The organism is Synergistota bacterium, from assembly GCA_025060595.1.
Lineage (GTDB): Bacteria > Synergistota > GBS-1 > GBS-1 > GBS-1 > 42-11.
On sequence record JANXBX010000008.1, the window covers coordinates 60,484 to 80,628 of the forward strand.

The window sequence follows — 20,145 nt, forward strand, 5'->3', positions numbered from 1 at the left end:
TTATAAGGTTTTTTCTTCAAGTGAGTTAAGTATTTCTTTTGTTTCCTCATAAAGCTTCATTAAGACCTTTTGATATTCTCTTTCTCCCCTCTCAACTAAGCTCATCTCCTCTTCAATTTTCCTCGTGAAGTCCTCATCCGTGTATTGTGGATATTGTTCTCTTAGATGTCTATAAACCTCTATGCCAAGTTTGGTTGGGAATAGGAATCCGTTTTTCTGTACTACATAGTGTCTTTCAAGTAAAGTTTCAATTATAGTAGCATAGGTTGATGGTCTTCCGAGACCGCTTTTTTGCATCATCTCTATGAGAGACCCTTGAGTGAATGGATAGGCCTTAGGTAGCGTTATAACTTTAGACTCTTTTATGTCTAAGGAAAGACTCCCTTTTTCAAGGAGCTCTTTCCCTAAAGGAAAGATGCTTAAGGGTGTTAAAGTGGAAAATCCTGGTTCCAATATCTTTAAGGTTAGGCTTTCCTCTTTTTCCATATGGTCAAGGGAAAGTAAAACCTTTCCCCTTAATACCCTTGCGTTTTTCATTTGAGAGGCTATGAATCTTCTAAATATCAGAGTGTAAAGGGAAACCGCTTTAGATGAGAGTGGGGGCTTACCGGTAGTATATATGTAGCTTAAGAGCTCTCCCTTATCCCATGGATGAGTTGGCCTTATTCCTTCGTGAGCTCCTCCATCTCCCCATGTTCTTCCTTGGAATAGATTTTCTCCAAGCTTTTCTAATATATACTCTTTAGCTATAGATATGCCTTTACCGCTTATCCTGAAGGAATCGGTTCTATGATAAGTTATAAGACCTCTTTCAAAAAGCTCTTGAGCAAGGGTCATGGTCTCCTCAGCGCTCCAACCGTATCTTGTAGAAGCCTCTTTAAGCATATTTGCGGTATCGAAAGGAGGGAGAGGAGAAATCTCTTCCTCGGATAGGCTTATAAGCTTTAGATGAAGGTGACGCGGTTTTGAACCTTTGATATCCTCTTTTTTAGCTAAGGGAAACTCAACCCTTATATTGGGATCAGCTGATATCCTTAATATGTACTCCTTTTCCTTTCTCTCTTTTTCTTTCTCTATGATCCAACCTAAAACAGGGGTTTGAACTCTGCCTGCTGAAAGCCATTTTTGTTTGAAGGTCTCTTGAAGAAGTTGACTTAGGGAAAAACCGAACCATCTATCAGCTATTCTTCTTATAAATTGAGCTTCAACCAGCGGTTCATTAATATCTCTTGGTTCATCTATTGCTTCTAAAAAGGCTCTTTTCGTTATTTCGTGAAATTCAGCTCTTTTAAAATCTGGTGAATAAGGTTTTATATAACAGGCTAGGTCCCAAGCGATCTTTTCTCCTTCTGTATCTGGGTCTGTAGCTATAAAGGCTACGTCTGCTTCTAAGGCTAGCTCTTTTAATCCCTCGATTATCTCTCTCTTTTCATCAAAGGCTGGTACCTTGCATCTTGGGCAGATTTCTTGAACGGTTTGTTCCCCACAGGTTTGACATCTCTTTATTGTGTCATAGTGGGGTATAAAGGATCCATCTTTTACTTCTACTCCGAAAAGGCCAAGCTCATATACTAGATCAGCTACATGTCCTTTCGATGCGGCTATTAAAAGGGTATATTTGAGGGCGTTTACTTCATAGACATCTATGCCGTGGACTCTTCTTCTTTGAGGTGATCCAAAGAAAGAGGCCAAAGTCCTAGCCTTATTTGGTGATTCAACGATAATCAGGGCGGTTTTGAAGAGATCTTTTGGTATGGCGTCTATCTTGGTCAGCTCTTGCCTTTCTTTGTCCACCTTGTTTAGAACCTCCATTACCTTATCATGGTCGAAGGTTTTGAAGGAAAATTCTTCGAAGAAGTATCTTGCCTTTTTCTCAAGAAGGTGTAAGGCTTTTTCATCGTCAACTATAACTATTGATAAACCTTGTAGCAGTCCTCCTGAGCATAGCCTAGAGGTTCTACCTGCAGCTTGTAGGTATCCAGTGACATCCGGTATCATTAAATAAATTTCCCCATCTATTATTCTTATAGGGCTTTCAGGGCTTGAGGCTACTTGAGCTAGGAACTCTGGATTAGCGAGCTTCTCTGATAAGAAAAGCCTTATCTCATCCAGTAGCTTTTTGGATCTTTCTGTGAGCTTTTCTTCTTCCTTCTCAAGAATGTTTCTCAAAAAGGGGAGATATCTTCTTTCAACCTCCGGGTGATCCTCAAGGAGTTTTCTTAATGAAGTAAGTGCGTTAAACAGAGCTATTGAAGAAGTTTCCACCTTCAAGTTTATAAACATTTTAGGAACTCCTATGAAGATAGCATATCTCGTTTCAGGTATGTCAAGTCCTCGAGTGAGAGGGTTTCTACCGGAAGCTATACCTACCAGAACATCTACTTCCCCCTTTAAAAAAGCTTCTAAGTCTGCTTCCTCATAGCTCAGAGCCTTTATCCCTTTAATTTCAAATTTTTTGATAACCTCACTTACAGATTCCTTGCCTTTATCAGGGGATACAAAGATTAAACCCCTATTTCCTAATTTTTTTACAAGGTTTACCGTTTCATCTATCATACCGCTTAATGTCATTCGCTTAGGCCTTAATACAAGATCCTCAACTTTTCTTAAGAAAGAGGCACTTTTTCCAATTTCTAAGTCCAGTAATTCACGGAATAAAGCTACTCTTACATTTTTGGGCTTTGCTGTTGCTGAAGAAACTATTAGAACTCCTTTCGCAAGCTTTTTAAGTTCCTCGAGCTTTCTTCTTCCTTCTTCTATCTTTTGCCAAGATTCTTTCGAAGGTCTCCTTAAAAGCTTAATGGATAGATAAAGGAAGGAAAGCGTTTCATCTACCGCCTCTTTTGGTATACCTAGAAGCCCTAAAATTCTATCTACGCTCCTTGATTGTTTTAGTAAGGCATCTACATCATCAACAAAAACGAAATCAAAGGGCTTTGGTATATCTTCATAGCTTTTTACTAAGAACATGGTTGTTGAAACAAGTATGTCAAAATCTCCATTTTTAAGCTTCTCTCTTTCATCGTTTTTCATGTCCATAGCTATAAGTATTTTCTTTTTACCATCGTTATATTTTTTAAGAAGATTTTCTGCTTGTTCCACAAGCAGGCGTGTTGGGAAGAGGAGGTATGACTTTCCATCTAAAAATAGGGATGCTATTATACCGAAGGTTGTTTTGCCGATCCCTGGAGGGGCGACTATGGCAAAGGATCTTTTAAGAAATAGCCTTCGTGCCCATGTTCTTTGGAGAGACCAAGGATCGCTACCAACTTTTTCCTTAAAGAAGTTTACAAATTCCCATTCGCTTTTTCTCAAATCATAAATACTTTTAAGTTTTTTTAAGGAACCTCTTTCGCTTAATTTTTTTACTATATCTTCTAAGGTTATGTTATCTTCCTCAGGCAAACAAAGCTCACAAGGAAGCCCTTTAAGTAGCCTAAGGCTTGAGATTTTTCCCTCACAGTTTGGACAGGCTTTTTCGAATATAGCTTCTGCCATTTTGCATCAACCCACCTTTAAAAGTAATGGTCTTACTGTTTCTGGAGGTATATCATAGGCCTTGCTCTCTATTATAACTGTAAGGTCATATATTTCCATCTCCTTTTGGCAAAGAAGCTCTATAAAGCTTCCTATGGAGAATAGGTTATTTCTTATTAGTGGAGATTTGGTAACGCTATTATAAAATCTCTTAAGAAGCTTTCTCTCAATCAGGGGATCTTTAAGATCAGTAAATTTTCCTATTTCTTCTCCCCATGGCGTATTTGATAAGGGTTTTAAAAAATCCTCTATTTTTTTAGCTTGGGTTAATTCCTTGAGTTTTTTATTATTTAAATATCTTCCAAATGGGAGTGTGTAGGAAAAGATCTTCTCTTCTCTAAGGCTAAAGTAGTTTTTCGCTCTTATTATCCATCCTAGATTTATTAAATCGCATTGCATTCCGAAGTAAAAATTATTTATATCTTTATCTATTGGATCTAGAGTTTCATTTAACTGTATTAGCTCCTTGAAAAAGCCGTAATCCAGGATCATCTCAATTCCAAATATTGTTTCTACGTCCTCTTCAGGTAGCTTCCCTTCAAGGTATTCGCCGTAAGAGCTTTTCCTTAATACCTCCACAGCTTCACTGAGTTTTCTTGCGGATAAAAGCTCATCTATGTCTAAATAGGAGAGTCCTTTAAGATCGTATAAGGCTTCCTTTGAGATTTCTTCGCCATTCTTAAGCTTACTTGTTAAGATTCTTTTTATATTATCTATTTCAAATCTCTTTATGGTTGCTTTTAGGAACTCTCTTGACCTTTTAGGCATAAACTCGAGTACCTTAAGATATATATCTATTATAGAGCTTTTAAGGAGCCTTTCTAGACCCTCTCTAGAGTATGGTAAAGGCTTATCTTTACCATAGGGGGTCTTTTTGATTATATCAACTAGTCCCTCTAAGCTTTTTGAATTTAAGGCCTCTTCTAGGACCTCTTTATTTAATAGCTCTCCTCTTATAGCTCTTATTCGGGCGAAGGCTGCTGAATAGTCTATTACTTTCATTATCTCCAGAATACCTCTATTGCTTTAAGGATTGCTTTTTCCGTTTTTGGGATAACTTTTTCCCTGAGCTCTTTAGCTTCTTCTCTGCTCTTAGCGATAATTTCCTCAGCCTTGCTTTCCGCTTCTAATTTGGCTTCGCTTAAGATCTTTTCTTCTTTTTCCCTTAAGTCTTTGAAAATATCAGCTAATCTTTGTTCCTTTTCTTTCAAGTATTCTTCCCAAGCTTCTTCTATTTCTTCTTTGGTTTTTTCCACTATTGCTCTTGCGGTTCTTTCTGCTTCAAGTAGTTGTCTTATAGCGTTCTCCATGCCTTGATCACCCCCGATGGTATTTTATCATAAGAGGCTTCCAATTTGATAAAATAACACGCTTACAATCCAGCCTAAGATCAGTGAGTAGAGAGTTGTAATCATGGCGAATTTTAAGCTGCTTTCCTTTTTAATTGTAGCGATAGTTGCTATACATGGTATGTATATGAGAGTCATTAGCATAAAAGCATATGCGGAAAGCGGCGTGAAAATATCCTTTAGTATTTCCTTAAGAGATTCTTCCTCTGCACCGTATAGGGTTCCTAATGTTCCTATTACTGTTTCTTTAGCAACGATTCCAAAGAGTAGAGCTACGCTCGCTTGCCATGTTCCAAAGCCAGCAGGTTTAAAAATGGGTGCTATAGTTTTGCCGATAGCTCCAATTACTGAATTTTCAGAAGCGTATTCAACTCCTATTGGAAGGGATGAGAGCATCCATATTAGTATAACAGCAAGGGCTATTACAGTTCCGGCTCTCTTTATAAATGTCAGGCTTCTTAGCCACATCTGTAGTAAGATGTTTCTTAAAGCTGGTAATCTATAAGGCGGAAGCTCCATAACGAAGGGAGCGCTCTCTTCTTTAAAGAATAAGCTTTTTGCTACTTTGGCTACAATTAAAGCGAGAAGGATTCCTGTTAGATATAAGGAGAAGATGATCAATCCCTGGTGTTTTTGAAAGAAGGCACTGGCGAAGAGTACATAAACGGGGAGCCTTGCTGAGCAACTCATTAGTGGAATTATAAGTATAGTTAGCAATCTATCTTTTCTTGATTCAAGGGTTCTTGTGGCCATGATGGCAGGCACATTACAGCCGAATCCCAGTAAAAGGGGAATGAAAGATTTTCCATGTAGTCCCAAAGTGTGCATAACTCTATCCATAATAAAAGCTGCCCTAGCTAAATACCCGCTATCTTCCAATACAGATACTCCTAAGAAGAGAAGAGCGATGTTAGGTAGAAAGACCAATACGCTTCCTACACCGGCAAGGACTCCATCAAGTAAAAATGAGATAAGCCAAGGGGATACGGCCTTATCCTCTAAGGCTTCCTTTAGGTAATCCCTTAAGCTTGCGAAGCCGGTATCTATTAAGTCGGCCAGAGGATTGCCTATGTAGAAAACGAGGTAAAAAAGCAAATACATAAGGGATAGAAATATGGGGAAGCTAAGAAACTTATTGAGCAGGATTTTGTCAAGCTTATCTGAGAAGGTTAGAGCTTTCACTTCCTTCTGATTAGTACATTCTCTAGTCAGTCCCTTTAAGAAGGAATATCGCTTTTCTATGATAAAGCTCTCGATGCTTTCCCCGTATATCTTTTCTATTTTATTTTCCGTTTCTAATATGATTCTCTCTATTTCTTCTGACAAGGGTTTCCCAATGAACTTGTCTTTGAAGTCTGGGTCTCCTTCTAAAAGCCTTAAAGCTACGGAGCGGGGCGAAATGCTAATATCGTAGTTTTCCTTAAGCATATTTTCTATCCTTTCAATGGCTTCTTCTACTTCTTTTCCATAATTTATTTTAAGGGGTTTTGGCCTTTTGGATATATTTTCTAAAATCTTTTCCTTTAAATTTTCTATACCTATACCTTGGTTAGCGACCGTTTCCACTATTTCTACACCAAGTATCTGTGATAGTTTTAGGTTGTCTATCTTTAATCCCATAGCATATACCATATCCATCATATTAAAATCTAAGAGAAGGTTAAGCCCCATTTCAAGAAGCTGCGAGGCTAAGTAAAGGTTTCTTTCTAGGTTTGTAGCATCTATAATGACAACTACAAGATCGGGTCTTTCTTGAATAAGAAAGTCTCTTGCGATCCTTTCATCTATAGAGTATGCGCTTAAACTGTATATTCCTGGTAGATCAATAACTTTAATTTTTTTACCTTTGTAATCTAATATGCCTTCCTTTTTCTCTACAGTTGTTCCAGGCCAGTTTCCTACTTTTTCTCTTGTACCACATAAAATATTAAAAACGGTTGTTTTCCCAGAGTTAGGGTTCCCAGCTAAAGCTATCTTAGCTTCCAATTTTTAAGCCACCTCCTCCACTAATATTTTGTGAGATAATCCTCTTCCGATGGCGAATCTTAGGTTATCCTTTATCACTATGATTGGGCCATCCGAGTTAGTTAAAACGCATAGATATTCTCCTTCCAGTAGACCTAATTCCTGCAATTTTTTAGCTGTTGTTTTTCCAGCAATTATTTTTTTAATTTTTATCTTTTTACCGCTTTCTATCATTGACAAAGGTATCATCCTGAAATCACCTCTACTAAGATTTTTTCCGCTTCTTCTTTTCTCAAAGAAACGTTTGTTCCCTTAATTAAGATTTCTATTGGATCCCCCAAGGGAGCAACATTTTTTACCTCTAGTTCCTCTCCTTTTATAAATCCCATATCGAGTAGTCTTCTTTTGAGAGATCCTGCTGCTATAATCTTGATTATTCTGGCTTTCGAACCTATATTTAGCTCATTTAGGCTTTTAAGGGGGGTATCGATTTGATTTTCCAGGTTTTTTTCTGCCTCGAAGGAGCTCACAAAGCTTATTAGCTTTTCTAAGGTCTCATTACTTAAGAAATGCTCCATCTTACAAGCGTCACTTTCCGCAATCTCCTCTCTAACCTTGAGTATGTTTATTAGAAATCTTTTAAGCATGGTATGTCTATCCTTTATGGCTTTGGCTATGTTTATGCCGGCTTGGGTAAGCTCTATATATCCATACTTTTCTTGCTCTATTAATTTCATTTCCTTTAGCTTTTTTAAAGACTCTACAGCAGATGAAGCCTTAACTTTGAGTAAGCTTGCAAGATCTTTAACCCTAACAACCCCCTTTTCCTCTTTTAATGTTAATATTCCTTCCAAATAATCCTCTAATGCTGGTGTTAGCGTAAACATGACTTTTGACACCTCCTTTTAGCTAAACCTAATTATATTAGGTTAACCTAAAATGTCAAGTTTCTAATTGTCAGTTTATGTGGTAAAATTAATTTATAAATTTTAAATCACTTTAGAGGAGGGGAGACAAGATGAGTAATGCTAGAGGTTCTTGGACCTCAAGGGTAGGTTTTATCATGGCGGCCGCTGGTTCGGCAATAGGTCTTGGTAACATCTGGAAGTTCCCTTATCTGACTGGTAAAAACGGAGGGTTCGCCTTTTTAATAGTTTATCTTGCGATTGTTTTTACCATGGGTATAAGTGTTATGCTTGCTGAGGTCGTTGTAGGTAAGGCTGCTCAAAGAAATCCTGTTGGAGCTTTTGCAAAATTGGGAGGAGGTCTCTGGCCGCTTGTTGGATTCATGGGGTTGGTTGCAGGTTTCATAATCCTCTCATTTTATAGTGTAGTAGCTGGATGGACCATAGCTTATATGATTAAAGCTCCTACAGGGCTTTTGGCATCTACGGATCCTAAGGTTCTTGGTGATATATTCGGTAAGTTTGTTAGCGACCCTGTGGAACCGCTTATATACCACGCAATATTTATGGCTTTAACTATTCTTATAGTAGCCGCTGGAATAGAAAAGGGAATAGAGAAATGGTGCAAGCTGCTTATACCAGGCCTAGTTGTTATACTTGGAGTTTTAATAATTAGAGCTGTTACTTTGCCAGGTGCTTTAAAGGGGATCTTATTTTATCTATCCCCTGATTTCTCTAAGATAAATGCAAAGGTTGTGAATGCCGCATTGGGGCAGGCTTTCTTCTCTCTATCCTTGGGGATGGGATGTATAATGACCTATGCTTCTTATTTTCCAAGGGAGGAAAATGCACCTAAATCTGTAATATGGGTTACTTTTATGGATACTCTCGTTGCCTTTCTGGCAGGTTTAGTAGTTATGCCAGCCGTTTTTGCTTTCGGTTTTGATCCTGCTGCTGGGCCTGGGCTGACGTTTATAACGCTCCCTGCGGTTTTTGCTAAAATGCCTCTTGGTGCTTTATGGGCGGTGCTCTTTTTCTTACTTCTTTTCTTTGCAGCAATAACTTCTTCCATATCTATTCTTGAAGTTATAGTAGCGTATTTCGTTGATGAGATGGGAATGTCAAGGAAAAAGGCTGCTACCATATTTGGCATTATCATATTCTTTATTGGAATTCCTTCTTCCCTTTCTTTAGGTAAATGGAGTGGATTTACCATTATGGGTAAGGTTTTCCTTGACTTCATGGATTATCTTGCTTCTAATATAATGCTTCCTCTTGGTGGGATATTTATATCGCTCTTTGTTGGATGGGTTTTTTGGAAGAGGGCCTTGATCGAGGCTACAAGCGAAGGTCGCTACACTCTAGCTTGGGCTCCTTTATGGAAGGTGGTTTGTCGCTACTTTGCTCCTTTAGCTATAGCTTGGATACTAATAAGCGGGCTTTAGTATAAACTAAGTGGGGCTCCAAAGCTTTGGAGCCCCACTTAGTTTGGTTTACTGCTTTAATACCTCTTCCCAAGTTGTAACAGGCCATGTGGTCTTAAATAACTCTTCTACCGCAGGTTTGGCCTTTTCTCTTATCTGTGTCATAGTTTTCCCATCAAGGTATATTACTGTCATCCCGTTTTCGAGTAAGTCCTTAAGGATTTTATTTTCGTTTGCAAGTAGCTTTTCTGTAGCGGCTTTGCAGGCTTTCTCTGCTGCTTCGTTAAATAGCTTTTGTTCCTCTGGAGATAGCTTGTCAAAGGTAGGTTTATACATGTGTACCCAACCAAAGGATACTAGGTGGTTGGTTATTGTTAAATACTTTTGGACTTCATATAGCTTATAACCTGATATCTGGGTAAGGTCTCCTTCAGAAGCTTCGGCGGTTCCATCCTTTAGAGCTTGATATAATCCCGGTAGAGGAACCTGTACAGGTTTTGTTCCAAGAGCTTCCCAGACTTTAACCCACGTAGGAACTACAGGTAGTCTTAGCTTTAGGCCTTCAAGATCTTTTAGCCCTAGTATGGGCTTGTTAGAGGTCATTTGCCTATATCCTCTGTAAAGATAACCAAGCGTATACATATTTCCTTTCTCTAATATTTGGGCTTTTGCTTTCTCTCCGATAGGTCCTTTCATGATTCTGTAAAAGTGTTCGTGATCTTTAAGAACAAAAGGCGCGTTCATGAAGAAATACTGTGGTGCAAAGACTTCAAGAGCTCTGCCACCGGTGAATTGCATGTCCACTTCTCCTTTGGCGCATTTCTCGTTTACTCCCTCTTCAGAGTCCTTTTGAATCTCGAGCTCTACCTTGATCTTTCCTTTGGTTTGCTCTTCGACAATAGCTTTGAAATTTTCCATAGCCTCGGTAATTATGTGTCCTTTAGGGAAGGGAGTACCAGCCTTTATAGTTGTTTGGGCATAGGCAAAGCTTAGTGTTAGAAGTACCATGAGCAGAGAAAACCACACTATGTGCCTCTTCATGTTTACCCCCTCCTTTTTATAGGATCTCTATCTTCTTGCCCTCCTCGCTTGAGTAGTAGCCTGCATATATAACCTTTGCGGTTTCCTTGGCAAGCTCGAAACCTGATATAGGCTCTCTATTTTCTTTGGCTGAAAGTACGAAATCTTTTAGCTCCTGAGGGAAGCCTCTTGTCCAGAAGTCATCAGGGGATGGGAAGTTCCAGCCTCCCTTCGTTTCTATCTTTTCCGCTATGTATTCATCTTTCCATATAGTGCTTTCAGGAGCGTAAGCTAACATCATATTGTTTGGGTTAATATTGGCATAAATCATACCCTTAGATAAGCTAACTTGAACCCAGTTCTTAAGCCCTCCTAAGCTCACATCGTTTGAGAAAACTATTCCTTTGGTTCCGTCTTCAAAGTCTATTATTAAAACTGACCAATCCTCTACATCTTCCCATGCAGTAGCTACATAGTGTTTTTCTTCTTTAATGAACTCTGGCGTCTTCGTTAGATTTCCTATTTCTCCCCAAACCGCTTTTGCTCTTATAGGCCTTCCATTTCTCTGTAGCCCTTCAAAATGTTTAAGGTGTAAAACCACAGCTACTGGGTGGGAACCGAGCCTCATTAGGCTTCCGCCACCAGAGGTTCTCCAAGCCTTTGCATAGCTTGCTATTGAGCCTGAGTGGCTACATTCGGCCCTTATCTCTAATATGGGGGAAGAAGATACCTTTATCATCTTTTTCATCTTTTCGATTGAAGGGGCGTAAACTAGGTTTTCTCCATACATAAGTTTGACCCCGTTTTCCTTTATCTTTCTTTCAATCTTTTCAATTTTTTCTAATACCTTCTTATACATATGGCTTTTAGGTACTTCCATGCCTATAAGCTTTTTATCGCTGTCTTCTCCAAAGTATCCTGTCAGTGGTTTTTCACATATTACGTGTTTTTTATTCTCAGCGGCACATATTATAACGTCATCATGTAAACTTGTTGGAGTACAGACATCTACTATCTCAATTTCTGGTGAGGCGCAAAGTTCTTCAAAATTATTAAATACTCTAGGTATGCCAAACTCTCTTGCAAATCTCTCTGCGTTTTCCTTCCTACCTGAGCATATTCCTTCGATCTGTACGAAAGGTTCTATTTCTCTATAGGCAGCCATATGTATTCTGGCTATAAAGCCTGCACCTACAATGCCCACTTTTACCTTTTCCATATTTGTTCCCTCCTTTAGGTAATGATTAACATGTCAGGTTTAATAAGGGTTATGCCTTCCACTTCTATGCTTAGTTTAGGAAAGATGACCGGTTTTGTGATCATAATAGGTCCTTTCTCGGTTACTATAAAGCCATCTTCTGATTTGGTCCCCGATATAGATGGATTCCAGCAGAAGGCCTGGTTTTTAAGTATTTTCTCAGCGGTGGATGGAGTTACTCTTATTTCTCGTGGATAGTATCCCATAGCTCCACCCTGGTGATGGAGTTTCCATTCATCCTTGTAACCTCGCTTTTCATATTCCTCTATAGCAGAAAGGACAGGAACTCTCATCTCTTCTCCTATCCTTGTTTTCGCTATCATTATGCATTCGATTTCTACATTATCTTGATATTGTTTCTTAAGAGCAGCTGGGGGTTCTCCAAAATATGCCATCCTTGTTATCGTTGTATATAAACCTTTGTATCGTGCATTAACTGATGCCATAAGAAGCTTTTCAATCCTTTTGTTTTTAGATATAGGGTGTCTATAGTTTCTGACCCTATCATCTGAGGAAATCATGAAAGCTGTTGGCTCTATTCCCTCTTTCCATAGTTTTGCAGATATTTCCCCAGCTACCTCTATTTCTGTTTGACCTGGTTTAACTTCATACATTAAAACTTCTTCTACTATTTTTGATAGTTTCTCCCCCAAGTATTTATACCTTTCTATTTCTTCTTCAGTTAGTTCATACCTTAGTTTTTTAAATGTGCCCTCCACGAATTGGGTTTCGGAAAGAGGGATGTCGCAACCAATATTTCTGTTTCCTGTTATCTTTTTGACAATTTCCATCTCTTTATCTTCATACCATTCGTATTCCAATACTTCAAATCCTATTTCTCCAACCTCTTCTTCTCTCATTCTTTTTGACTCGATCCTGTTAGCTATTACGAAAGCCTCTTTCTCTGTCACTAATACTGATGTTACTCCAGTTTCTGTGGTCATGCCTACGAAGTTAACCCCACCCGCAGTGATCCATGAGAAGTTTGGTTGCTTCTTAATTAACATTGCAGAAAGATTATTTTCTCTTAAAAATCTTCTTACCCTTTCTAATTTTACTTTTACTTCTTCCTTTCTTCCCATTTCTCTTCCTCCTTTGCTATCTAGATTCTTTTTTCACGGAAATCAAGGAAAGCAAAATTGATATAATGGCTAAAATTAATAGTGTTAAAGAAATTGGGCTTCTTATAAATATGCTCCAGTCATTTTGAGAGATTATCAAAGCTCTGTTTAAATTTTGTTCGGCCATAGGCCCTAATATGAGGCCGATTATTAAGGGGGTTTCGGGGAAACCCTGCTTTTTCATGAAGTAACCGATGAGCCCAAAAACTATTGTGACTCCTACATCGTAAAGACTGTTTCTTATTGCGAAGGAGCCTATGATAGCAAAAATGAGAATTATAGGCATCAGTATTTTTTTAGGAACTCTTAGGATATAAGGTGCCGAGAAAGTGGAAACAAATCCCGTGATTAGCATTAAGAACTGGATTATAAACCAACCTGCAAAAAAGGAATAAACGAGATCTGGACTTGATTGGAAAAGGAGAGGACCGGGTTTTATTCCTATTAAGATCATTGCTCCAAGCATGACTGCTGTAACTACATCTCCAGGAACACCAAGCGCAAGTGTGGGAACCATGGCTCCACCAGTGACTGCGTTATTAGCGCATTCTACGACAGCCACTCCTTCTATTATTCCTGATCCGAACTTCTCTTTCTTCTTAGACCAGTTCTTAAGCTGGTTATAAGCTAAGAATGTTGCTATGGTTCCTCCTGTTCCAGGTATAACTCCAATTATTATTCCTATGATTGCTCCAACTAAAATAGGTATTATTATAGCTTTAAGTTCTTCTTTGGATAGGAATATGGATGATATTTGGTGTTGAATTTTTTCCTCCTTGTTTCTTTCTTCAAGCCCAAAGAGTATTTCTGAGATAGCAAATATTCCTATTAATACAGGAAGAAGTTCAAAGCCAGCGGTTAAAGCAGAAATTCCAAAAGTAAATCTCTCAGACCCTCTGATATTCTCTATTCCTACGGTAGCTAAAAATAGGCCGAATAAACCTGATACTAATCCCTTAAGTATGTTTCTGCCTGATACGCTTGCGATTATGGTTAGGCCAAATATCGATAGGGAGAAATAATCTGCGGGTGAGAACTTTAGGGCGAAGGAGGCAAGCTCGGGAGCCAGTAAAACTAAAGTTATCCCGCTTAAAATACCTCCAGATGTAGATGCTATCAATGCCGTTAAAATAGCTTTTCCAGCTTTTCCTTGCTTAGCTAGAGGATGCCCATCAAGAAGGGTTGCTGCAGCGGATGGGGTTCCAGGGACTCCAAGGAGTATGGCTGATATGGAGCCCCCAAACATAGAGCCAGAATACATTCCTGCAAGCATAAGGAGAGCAGATTTAGGATCTAAATAGAAGGTGAAGGGAAGAAGTAAGATTATTCCCATAGAGGAAGTTATGCCTGGTAAAGCTCCGACAATTATTCCTCCCAGCGTTCCTATAAACATTAGCAAGATGTTTGAAGGCTGTAAAGCTATCCTTATTCCCTCAATCCAGTAACTTGTCATTTTATGACCTCCTTTTTATAAAGAGGCTTTTAAAATAAGGAGAAGGAAGGTAAGGAAACCTTGAAGATGTTGTGGAATATGTAATAAACTATCACCGTTACAGTTATGCTTATTAATATTGCTGTAGATGTTTTCTTAAACTCGAATAGATACATTGTTATTAACATTAATAGAGGGGTTAAGTATAGGAAGCCTATATAATCTACCAAGTAAACGTAGGCGAGACTTACCCCTATTAAGAGGAGAACCCTTTTTAATGATTCCCAAGAATAAAGCTTCTTGATTGGTGATGGATGTAAAGTTTCCTGAAGAAGTAGTAGAAAACCACATATTATTAATCCTATGCTGATTATTCTTGGGTAGTCTCCAGGTCCTATTCCTAATGGAGATTTAGGCATACCAAGCGTAGTTAGTAATATCAAAAAACCGACTAAAATTATACCTATATCTATTCCTATATTTAGATTAAACCGTTTCATCTATAAAGCCTCCTATATAAGCCTCCCCCCTATCCTTTAAGGATAGGGGGGTTAAATTAACATTACTTATACTTGTTTCCTAGCTTATTAGCTTTAATCAGGTCCTCGTAATATTTATCGTAATCCTGTATAAGTTTTGCAAAGTCAGCTGGATTTTTATAATCTATGGTTAGCGATAACTCTTTTGCTTTGCTTTGAAATTCTGGATCCTTAATGCACTTGGAGATAATCTCATGAAGCTTGTCTACAATCTCTTTTGGAGTTCCCTTCTGCAAGGCTACTCCTCTCCACATACCAAACTGAAAATCAAAGCCTTGCTCTTTAGCTGTAGGTACATCAGGATATTTATCAAGCCTCTTTGTTCCAAATACTCCTAAGATCCTGAGTTGACCAGCATCAACGTTTGAAAGCCCTTCAGGTGCTGCCCCCATATAAGAATTTATATGGCCTCCTACAAGAGCGGTAACTGCTGGTCCTCCTCCTTCAAAAGGTACGTGTACAAGTTTGATTTTGGCGAAGCTCTCAAAGGCTAAAGCTGCAAGGTGAGTTCCTCCTCCTGCACCACCGTTTCCTATGGTTACTTTCCCAGGATTTTGCTTAGCATACTCTACGTACTCTTTAAGGTCCTTCCATGGAGCATCTTTCTTAACAAGTATGTAGCATGGGTCATTTACAACTAGAGCGACAGGTTCAAAGGAGTTCGCGTCAAACTGAACAGGGTCCATATGAGATTTAATAATTATTGGAGCTGCAAGAGAAAGTAAGGTGTAACCATCAGCCTTTGCTCTTAAAAACTCCATCGTTCCAGGGACAGCTCCTCCACCGGGAAGGTTAGCTACTACCAAGGGATGTCCACCGGAGTATTTTGGAAATACAGCAGCTATGGCTCTGAAAAGAACATCGGTAGCTCCACCTGCGGCCCAGGGAACAATTATAGTAACAGGTTTTGTGGGGTAATCTGCTGCGAAAGCTCCTGATGCTAAAAGGAAAGTAATGGACAAAACCAAAGCTAATAATTTTTTAGTATTCATACTATCTTCCCTCCTTTCTGGTATACTGGACTAACCAATTGTATCATACAACTAATCTTTTATTGTGTCAAGATTAGGAACTTAATTTAAAGACCTAGAATTGAAGAAATATATTATTTATTTTGATATAAACACAGGAGTTTCGGGGACTTTACTTAGGAGGAAAACTTTAAGGGGCGGGAGTGATCGCTCCCGCCCCTTAAGATATCTTATCCAAGGTACTCCTTCAGTAGTTTTACGTTTTTTTCTATTAGGTCTGGAATGGGAAGCTGATAAGGGCATCTTGTAGCACAAACACCGCATTTTGTACAAGTTTGTGCTTTAAGGTAGGGGTCGTAAAACCATTTCTCTCTTAAATATTCTTTTGGAAACCTTTTTACAAAGGAGTCTGCTCTTATTATTGTTGATATGGGTATCCCTTGCGGGCAGGGTTGGCAGTAATCGCATCTTCTGCAGAATGTTTGTCCTAATTCCTTTCTTATTTTTTCGATTTCTTTGATTTCTTCTTCAGTTAGAGGAGAAAGCTCGTGTAGGAGTCTTATGTTCTCCTCTACTTCTTCTAATCTCTCCATCCCTGGATCTGGTAGTATATAGTCATTTTGAAGCACAAACTTCAAAGATAATGTTGGATTTGGGACTACACCTCCTCCCATAGGTTTCATAGCTATGATGCCGATGTCCTTTTCTTTGGCTAAAGGGAAGAGCTTTTTCTCAGCTTCGGTTTCTATGAAGTTGTAACATACTTGGATTACATCAAATTTGTCTGTATTTACAAGTTCTATTGCTATATTTATGTTATGTGTAGATGCAGCTATAAAGTCTATAAGACCTTCTTCCTTTGCTTTAAGTAATCCGTAGTAAGCTCCGTTCGGTGAGAGAACTTTATTAATGGTTTCCTTATCATTTATATTGTGCATGTGATATACATCTATTTTCTTTACGTTTAAATTTTTTAAGCTCACCTTCACATCAGCGTATATCTCATCTTTGGTTCTTCCAAAAGATTTAGACGAAAGAAAAATCTTTTTATCTATTCCCTTCAATGCTTTACCGATCTTTATTTCACTATCTGAGTAAGCCCTTGCAGTATCTATGAAGTTGACTCCGAGTTCTATCGCTCTTCTTATTACCTTTATTGCCTCTTCTTCTCTCACCCTTTGAATAGGTATTCCTCCAAAGGCAATGGGAAAGGCTTCTATGTTTGTTCTTCCTAGTCTTTTCATTTTCATGTTTTATTCCTCCCTAAGAAGATATTATTTGGCTTTTTTCAAGAAGTTTATTATTTCTTCAACATCTGGGAGTTCCCTTATGGGATATATCTTAAAAAATATTATCTTCCCCTCTTCATCAACAATTATGTTTGCTCTTTCAGAAAAGCCGTCGTTTTCTCTAAATATGTTAAACTTTTTGGCGGTTTCTCCATGAGGCCAGAAATCTGATAGAATTTTTAGCTTCTTTAAGCCTAAGCTTTCAGCCCATGCTTTCTTCGAAGGTATTGGATCTACACTTAATCCCACAGGAATGGTGTTCAGTTCTAAGAAATTTTCATAGTTTTTCTCCAGAGACTCCATTTGTTGAGAACAAATTGAGGTCCATGCAAGTGGATGGAAAGAAAGAAGGATTTTCTTTCCTTTGCAGCTGGATAAGGTAAAATCTTCTCTGTTTTGATCCTTTAAGGTAAACTCTGGTGCTAAGCTTCCTATTTCTAAGCCTTTTTGTTTACTCATTTTATCACCTCCGTTTTTAATGTTTTTATCTTATATTCTCTCTCCATGGGAAGCTAGGAGAAATCGCACCGTAAAGTGCATAACTTTTACCACTCATCCATGCCCAATTTTGGTTTCCATAGTCGAAGTGCCACCATTCATCAATATAGTTAGTGAAACCTACGCTTGTTAGTATATGGTACAGTAACCTCCTGTTTTGTAAAGCTTCTATTTCTTTCTCACCAAGCTTTTCACCTTTAAGTATTAATTCCTCGAAGTATGTAGTTCTAGATATTTCGGTGGAATCATCGTATTCTGTTCCCATGTAAAGTAACCTTCCGTATTCATCTGCTATTGTTAAGTCTATGGCTCCTCCGGTATTGTGAGGTGAGGGTTTTTTAGGGTCTGTTGATGGTAAAGCTACGAATTTTAGTGTCAGGTTCGTTAACTCTTCTTCGTTTAGGTTTGGATATTGAGTTTTAAACTTTTCTCTTAAGATGTTAAACAGCGACTGTTGAACTTTTATAGGTCTCCAGGCGTCTAGAATAACGAGCTTGTGCCCATCTGGTAGCAAAAGGGATGCTTCTATTAGTTTTCTGTAAACTCCCTCACGGGCGTAACATTCTGGTAAGGCTCCTTCGATCCCTTGGATGAAGTATTGGGGTCTAACTAATATTTTTTCGGGAAATAAACTTAGGGGAACCAGCTTTTCGCCGTTTTCTCTTATCTCTTTGCTTTTAACGCTCTTCCATTCCCATTCTACCTTTGGAATGGGGATGGGGATGCTTTTAAGGATACTAGTACTCATCATTTTTATCTCCCTTCTTTCGATTTGAACTACTGTTATAATTATACTACTTCCAAAAGTTTATGTTAGCTTGACCTGTGTTATACTAACGATTAAGCTTATAGTAAGGCCATTTAATAGAGAGGTGATCTATTCTTGAAGATAGTTAGCATCGGTAATATAAGGATAGGTGGAGGAGCTCCCTTCGTTTTAATAGCTGGACCTTGTGTTATAGAATCTGAGGAGCTTGTTTTTAGAACTGCTTCTTATGTTAAAGGGCTTTGTGATAAGCTTAACATCTCTTATATATTTAAATCTTCATACGATAAAGCTAATAGAACCTCTATAAGCTCCTTTAGAGGTCCTGGAATCGAGCGTGGTCTTGAGATACTATCTCGCCTTAAGGATAAGTTGGGTATACCCGTTTTATCTGATGTTCATCTTCCCGAGGAGGCTTCAATGGCTGCCGAAGTCTTGGACGTTTTACAGATACCAGCCTTTCTTTGTAGACAAACCGATCTTGTTTTGGCTGTTGCTAGAACTGGAAAGCCCGTTAACGTTAAAAAGGGGCAGTTTCTATCTCCCTATGATGTCAAATATATAGTTGAGAAAATAGAATCCGAGGGAAATTACCAAATTCTCTTAACTGAGAGGGGAACCACCTTCGGTTATAACAATCTTGTTGTAGATTTTAGGTCTCTTCCTATAATGCGGGAAACGGGTTATCCTGTAGTCTTTGACGCTACTCATAGCGTTCAACTTCCGGGTGGATTGAAGGGAGCATCCGGTGGAGATAGGAGATTTGTTCCCTATCTTGCAAGAGCGGCTGTTTCAGTTGGAGTTGACGCTTTGTTTATGGAGGTTCATCCCGATCCTGATAGAGCCTTATCAGATGGGCCTAATATGATTCCCTTGGAGAGTCTAGAGGGATTGCTTAAACAACTTAAGGAGATAGATGCTTTGGTTAAGGGTATTTAATTTGTTATAATATCCTAAGGATCTCTTTATTAAGGAAGGGGGGAGAGGATTGAAGAGCTTAAGAGCTAAGCTTATTTTATGGGGTGTGGTGGTCTCGGTTTTGGGTGTGGGATTGAGCGCCTTCTTGTTATCGGAGATATCCCTTTATCGTATTGAGGAGGCTTACTATTCTGAGGCTCGTGCCATTGCTCATGGGCTTCTTGAGGTATTTAACGCTATTGGGACTACTAACCTTGGCATAGCTAAGGTCTTTGCCTCAAGCGACATCGTTAATGAGGGACTTAAGCTTGGTGCTGAAGCAGGCAAGGGTATAGCAGCATTTAAGATAGAACGTCTCATTAATCCCATATTTGAGAAGATGAAGAAAGAGGGCATAGATTTTGTTATAGTATTTAACGATCAAGGTGAGTGGGTTTATGAGGCTGGTTTGGGTTTAAAGGATCAGGTTGTTCCTGAGGCTCAGATAGCGTTAAGCGTTCTTAGTTCTAAGGGTGATCAGAAGACCATCTTTAAGGGGCTTAAGGGTATGGAGGTATTAGGGTGCTCTTATGTTGGTGCTGGTGGTGTTGTTATGGTTGGTACCGTTTTAAGTAACGAGCTTCTTGATAAGATGAAGGGTACGGAGCGCTTTGATATGAGTCTGTTTGATATAGCTGGTGGTAGGATTGCGACTACCTTGCTAAGCAAGGGAGAGAGGGTGAAAACTCCTATTCCTGATGAGGCTAGGGAGAAGGTGTTAGTAGCTGGTGAGGAGTTTTTGAAGCTTATGGAAGTAGCAGGGGCTTTGAGGTTTGTGAACATAATACCTTTGAAGCATGCTTCTGGTATGGTTTTAGGTGCTTTAGGGTGTGCTATTCCGGCGGATGCTTATTTAGATGCGAGGAAGGCTTTGATGGAGAGGGCTTTAATAGTTGGTGGTGCTTTGATAGTTTTAGGTGTGGTTATATTTTTCTTTGTTTCGAGTGGTATATCGCGTAGGGTTAACAGGGTGAAGGAGGCGTTAACTTCTTTAGCTTCTGGGGATTTGAGTATTAACTTACCTTCTCTTGGTAGTGATGAGGTAGGTGTTATGGCTTCTGCTTTGAGGGAGGCTTTAAGCTCTTTGAGGGGATTGGTTTTAGAAGTTAAGGGT

Annotated in this window: 18 protein-coding genes; 3 read left to right on the forward strand and 15 right to left on the reverse strand. The window is 38.9% G+C overall.

Features of this window, described 5'->3' with window-relative positions:
* The 6 genes from rgy to NZ900_06815 are packed head-to-tail and all read right to left on the reverse strand — an operon-like array spanning position 1 to position 7,738.
* Positions 1–3,498: a reverse gyrase gene (rgy, locus tag NZ900_06790; protein ID MCS7233796.1), complete on the reverse strand. Its 3,498-nt coding sequence runs from the start codon at positions 3,496–3,498 to the stop codon at positions 1–3.
* 6 nt (positions 3,499–3,504) lie between these two features.
* The gene (locus NZ900_06795; protein MCS7233797.1) at positions 3,505–4,539 is read right to left on the reverse strand and encodes a V-type ATPase subunit; all 1,035 of its coding nucleotides are present in this window, start codon (positions 4,537–4,539) and stop codon (positions 3,505–3,507) included.
* Positions 4,539–4,847, reverse strand: coding sequence for a hypothetical protein (locus tag NZ900_06800; GenBank protein MCS7233798.1), 309 nt, complete (start codon positions 4,845–4,847; stop codon positions 4,539–4,541). The genes NZ900_06795 and NZ900_06800 overlap by 1 nt, the downstream gene beginning before the upstream one ends.
* A gap of 27 nt (positions 4,848–4,874) precedes the next feature.
* The gene (gene feoB, locus NZ900_06805) at positions 4,875–6,872 is read right to left on the reverse strand and encodes a ferrous iron transport protein B (GenBank protein ID MCS7233799.1); all 1,998 of its coding nucleotides are present in this window, start codon (positions 6,870–6,872) and stop codon (positions 4,875–4,877) included.
* 3 nt (positions 6,873–6,875) lie between these two features.
* Entirely contained in the window at positions 6,876–7,100 is a 225-nt protein-coding gene (locus NZ900_06810) for a ferrous iron transport protein A (protein ID MCS7233800.1), read from the reverse strand.
* Positions 7,097–7,738, reverse strand: a complete 642-nt coding sequence (locus tag NZ900_06815; protein ID MCS7233801.1) for a metal-dependent transcriptional regulator — start codon at positions 7,736–7,738, stop codon at positions 7,097–7,099. The genes NZ900_06810 and NZ900_06815 overlap by 4 nt, the downstream gene beginning before the upstream one ends.
* A gap of 131 nt (positions 7,739–7,869) precedes the next feature.
* Here NZ900_06815 and NZ900_06820 point away from each other — a divergent pair, with 131 nt between their 5' ends.
* Positions 7,870–9,201 (forward strand): sodium-dependent transporter, encoded by a 1,332-nt coding sequence (locus NZ900_06820; protein ID MCS7233802.1) that lies wholly within the window; start codon positions 7,870–7,872, stop codon positions 9,199–9,201.
* A 48-nt stretch (positions 9,202–9,249) separates the two neighbouring features.
* Here the strand turns inward: NZ900_06820 and NZ900_06825 are convergent, their stop codons facing one another.
* From NZ900_06825 to NZ900_06865, 9 genes are all read right to left on the reverse strand, one after another.
* Positions 9,250–10,221 (reverse strand): TRAP transporter substrate-binding protein, encoded by a 972-nt coding sequence (locus NZ900_06825; GenBank protein ID MCS7233803.1) that lies wholly within the window; start codon positions 10,219–10,221, stop codon positions 9,250–9,252.
* A 16-nt stretch (positions 10,222–10,237) separates the two neighbouring features.
* Positions 10,238–11,419, reverse strand: coding sequence for a Gfo/Idh/MocA family oxidoreductase (locus tag NZ900_06830; protein ID MCS7233804.1), 1,182 nt, complete (start codon positions 11,417–11,419; stop codon positions 10,238–10,240).
* A gap of 14 nt (positions 11,420–11,433) precedes the next feature.
* Positions 11,434–12,540: a M24 family metallopeptidase gene (locus NZ900_06835; GenBank protein MCS7233805.1), complete on the reverse strand. Its 1,107-nt coding sequence runs from the start codon at positions 12,538–12,540 to the stop codon at positions 11,434–11,436.
* Positions 12,541–12,556: 16 nt separating this feature from the next.
* Complete coding sequence (locus NZ900_06840) at positions 12,557–14,032, reverse strand: tripartite tricarboxylate transporter permease (GenBank protein ID MCS7233806.1); 1,476 nt, start codon at positions 14,030–14,032, stop codon at positions 12,557–12,559.
* 29 nt (positions 14,033–14,061) lie between these two features.
* Positions 14,062–14,511: a tripartite tricarboxylate transporter TctB family protein gene (locus NZ900_06845; GenBank protein ID MCS7233807.1), complete on the reverse strand. Its 450-nt coding sequence runs from the start codon at positions 14,509–14,511 to the stop codon at positions 14,062–14,064.
* Positions 14,512–14,573: 62 nt separating this feature from the next.
* The gene (locus NZ900_06850) at positions 14,574–15,542 is read right to left on the reverse strand and encodes a tripartite tricarboxylate transporter substrate binding protein (GenBank protein ID MCS7233808.1); all 969 of its coding nucleotides are present in this window, start codon (positions 15,540–15,542) and stop codon (positions 14,574–14,576) included.
* A 209-nt stretch (positions 15,543–15,751) separates the two neighbouring features.
* Positions 15,752–16,771 carry an aldo/keto reductase gene (locus NZ900_06855; protein ID MCS7233809.1) on the reverse strand — a complete coding sequence of 340 codons (1,020 nt, stop codon included), beginning with the start codon at positions 16,769–16,771 and terminating at the stop codon, positions 15,752–15,754.
* Positions 16,772–16,795: 24 nt separating this feature from the next.
* A complete protein-coding gene (locus NZ900_06860) occupies positions 16,796–17,269 on the reverse strand; it encodes a peroxiredoxin (GenBank protein MCS7233810.1) in 474 nt (157 codons plus the stop codon).
* Positions 17,270–17,294: 25 nt separating this feature from the next.
* The gene (locus NZ900_06865) at positions 17,295–18,056 is read right to left on the reverse strand and encodes a M15 family metallopeptidase (protein ID MCS7233811.1); all 762 of its coding nucleotides are present in this window, start codon (positions 18,054–18,056) and stop codon (positions 17,295–17,297) included.
* 135 nt (positions 18,057–18,191) lie between these two features.
* Here NZ900_06865 and kdsA point away from each other — a divergent pair, with 135 nt between their 5' ends.
* Together kdsA and NZ900_06875 are read left to right on the forward strand one after the other, a co-directional pair.
* Positions 18,192–19,013, forward strand: coding sequence for a 3-deoxy-8-phosphooctulonate synthase (gene kdsA, locus NZ900_06870; GenBank protein ID MCS7233812.1), 822 nt, complete (start codon positions 18,192–18,194; stop codon positions 19,011–19,013).
* A gap of 49 nt (positions 19,014–19,062) precedes the next feature.
* The coding region (locus tag NZ900_06875; GenBank protein MCS7233813.1) for a methyl-accepting chemotaxis protein at positions 19,063–20,145 on the forward strand (1,083 nt) is incomplete at its 3' end.

Excerpts from the sequence above, each read along its gene's own strand:
- NZ900_06795 (MCS7233797.1), bottom strand. The coding sequence starts at position 4,539 with ATGAAAGTAATAGACTATTCAGCAGCCTTCGCCCGAATAAGAGCTATA.
- rgy (MCS7233796.1), bottom strand. The coding sequence starts at position 3,498 with ATGGCAGAAGCTATATTCGAAAAAGCCTGTCCAAACTGTGAGGGAAAA.
- NZ900_06815 (MCS7233801.1), bottom strand. The coding sequence starts at position 7,738 with ATGTTTACGCTAACACCAGCATTAGAGGATTATTTGGAAGGAATATTA.
- NZ900_06850 (MCS7233808.1), bottom strand. The coding sequence starts at position 15,542 with ATGAATACTAAAAAATTATTAGCTTTGGTTTTGTCCATTACTTTCCTT.
- NZ900_06855 (MCS7233809.1), bottom strand. The coding sequence starts at position 16,771 with ATGAAAATGAAAAGACTAGGAAGAACAAACATAGAAGCCTTTCCCATT.
- NZ900_06800 (MCS7233798.1), bottom strand. The coding sequence starts at position 4,847 with ATGGAGAACGCTATAAGACAACTACTTGAAGCAGAAAGAACCGCAAGA.
- NZ900_06835 (MCS7233805.1), bottom strand. The coding sequence starts at position 12,540 with ATGGGAAGAAAGGAAGAAGTAAAAGTAAAATTAGAAAGGGTAAGAAGA.
- NZ900_06820 (MCS7233802.1), top strand. The coding sequence starts at position 7,870 with ATGAGTAATGCTAGAGGTTCTTGGACCTCAAGGGTAGGTTTTATCATG.
- NZ900_06825 (MCS7233803.1), bottom strand. The coding sequence starts at position 10,221 with ATGAAGAGGCACATAGTGTGGTTTTCTCTGCTCATGGTACTTCTAACA.
- NZ900_06865 (MCS7233811.1), bottom strand. The coding sequence starts at position 18,056 with ATGAGTACTAGTATCCTTAAAAGCATCCCCATCCCCATTCCAAAGGTA.
- NZ900_06860 (MCS7233810.1), bottom strand. The coding sequence starts at position 17,269 with ATGAGTAAACAAAAAGGCTTAGAAATAGGAAGCTTAGCACCAGAGTTT.
- NZ900_06830 (MCS7233804.1), bottom strand. The coding sequence starts at position 11,419 with ATGGAAAAGGTAAAAGTGGGCATTGTAGGTGCAGGCTTTATAGCCAGA.
- NZ900_06845 (MCS7233807.1), bottom strand. The coding sequence starts at position 14,511 with ATGAAACGGTTTAATCTAAATATAGGAATAGATATAGGTATAATTTTA.
- NZ900_06810 (MCS7233800.1), bottom strand. The coding sequence starts at position 7,100 with ATGATACCTTTGTCAATGATAGAAAGCGGTAAAAAGATAAAAATTAAA.
- NZ900_06840 (MCS7233806.1), bottom strand. The coding sequence starts at position 14,032 with ATGACAAGTTACTGGATTGAGGGAATAAGGATAGCTTTACAGCCTTCA.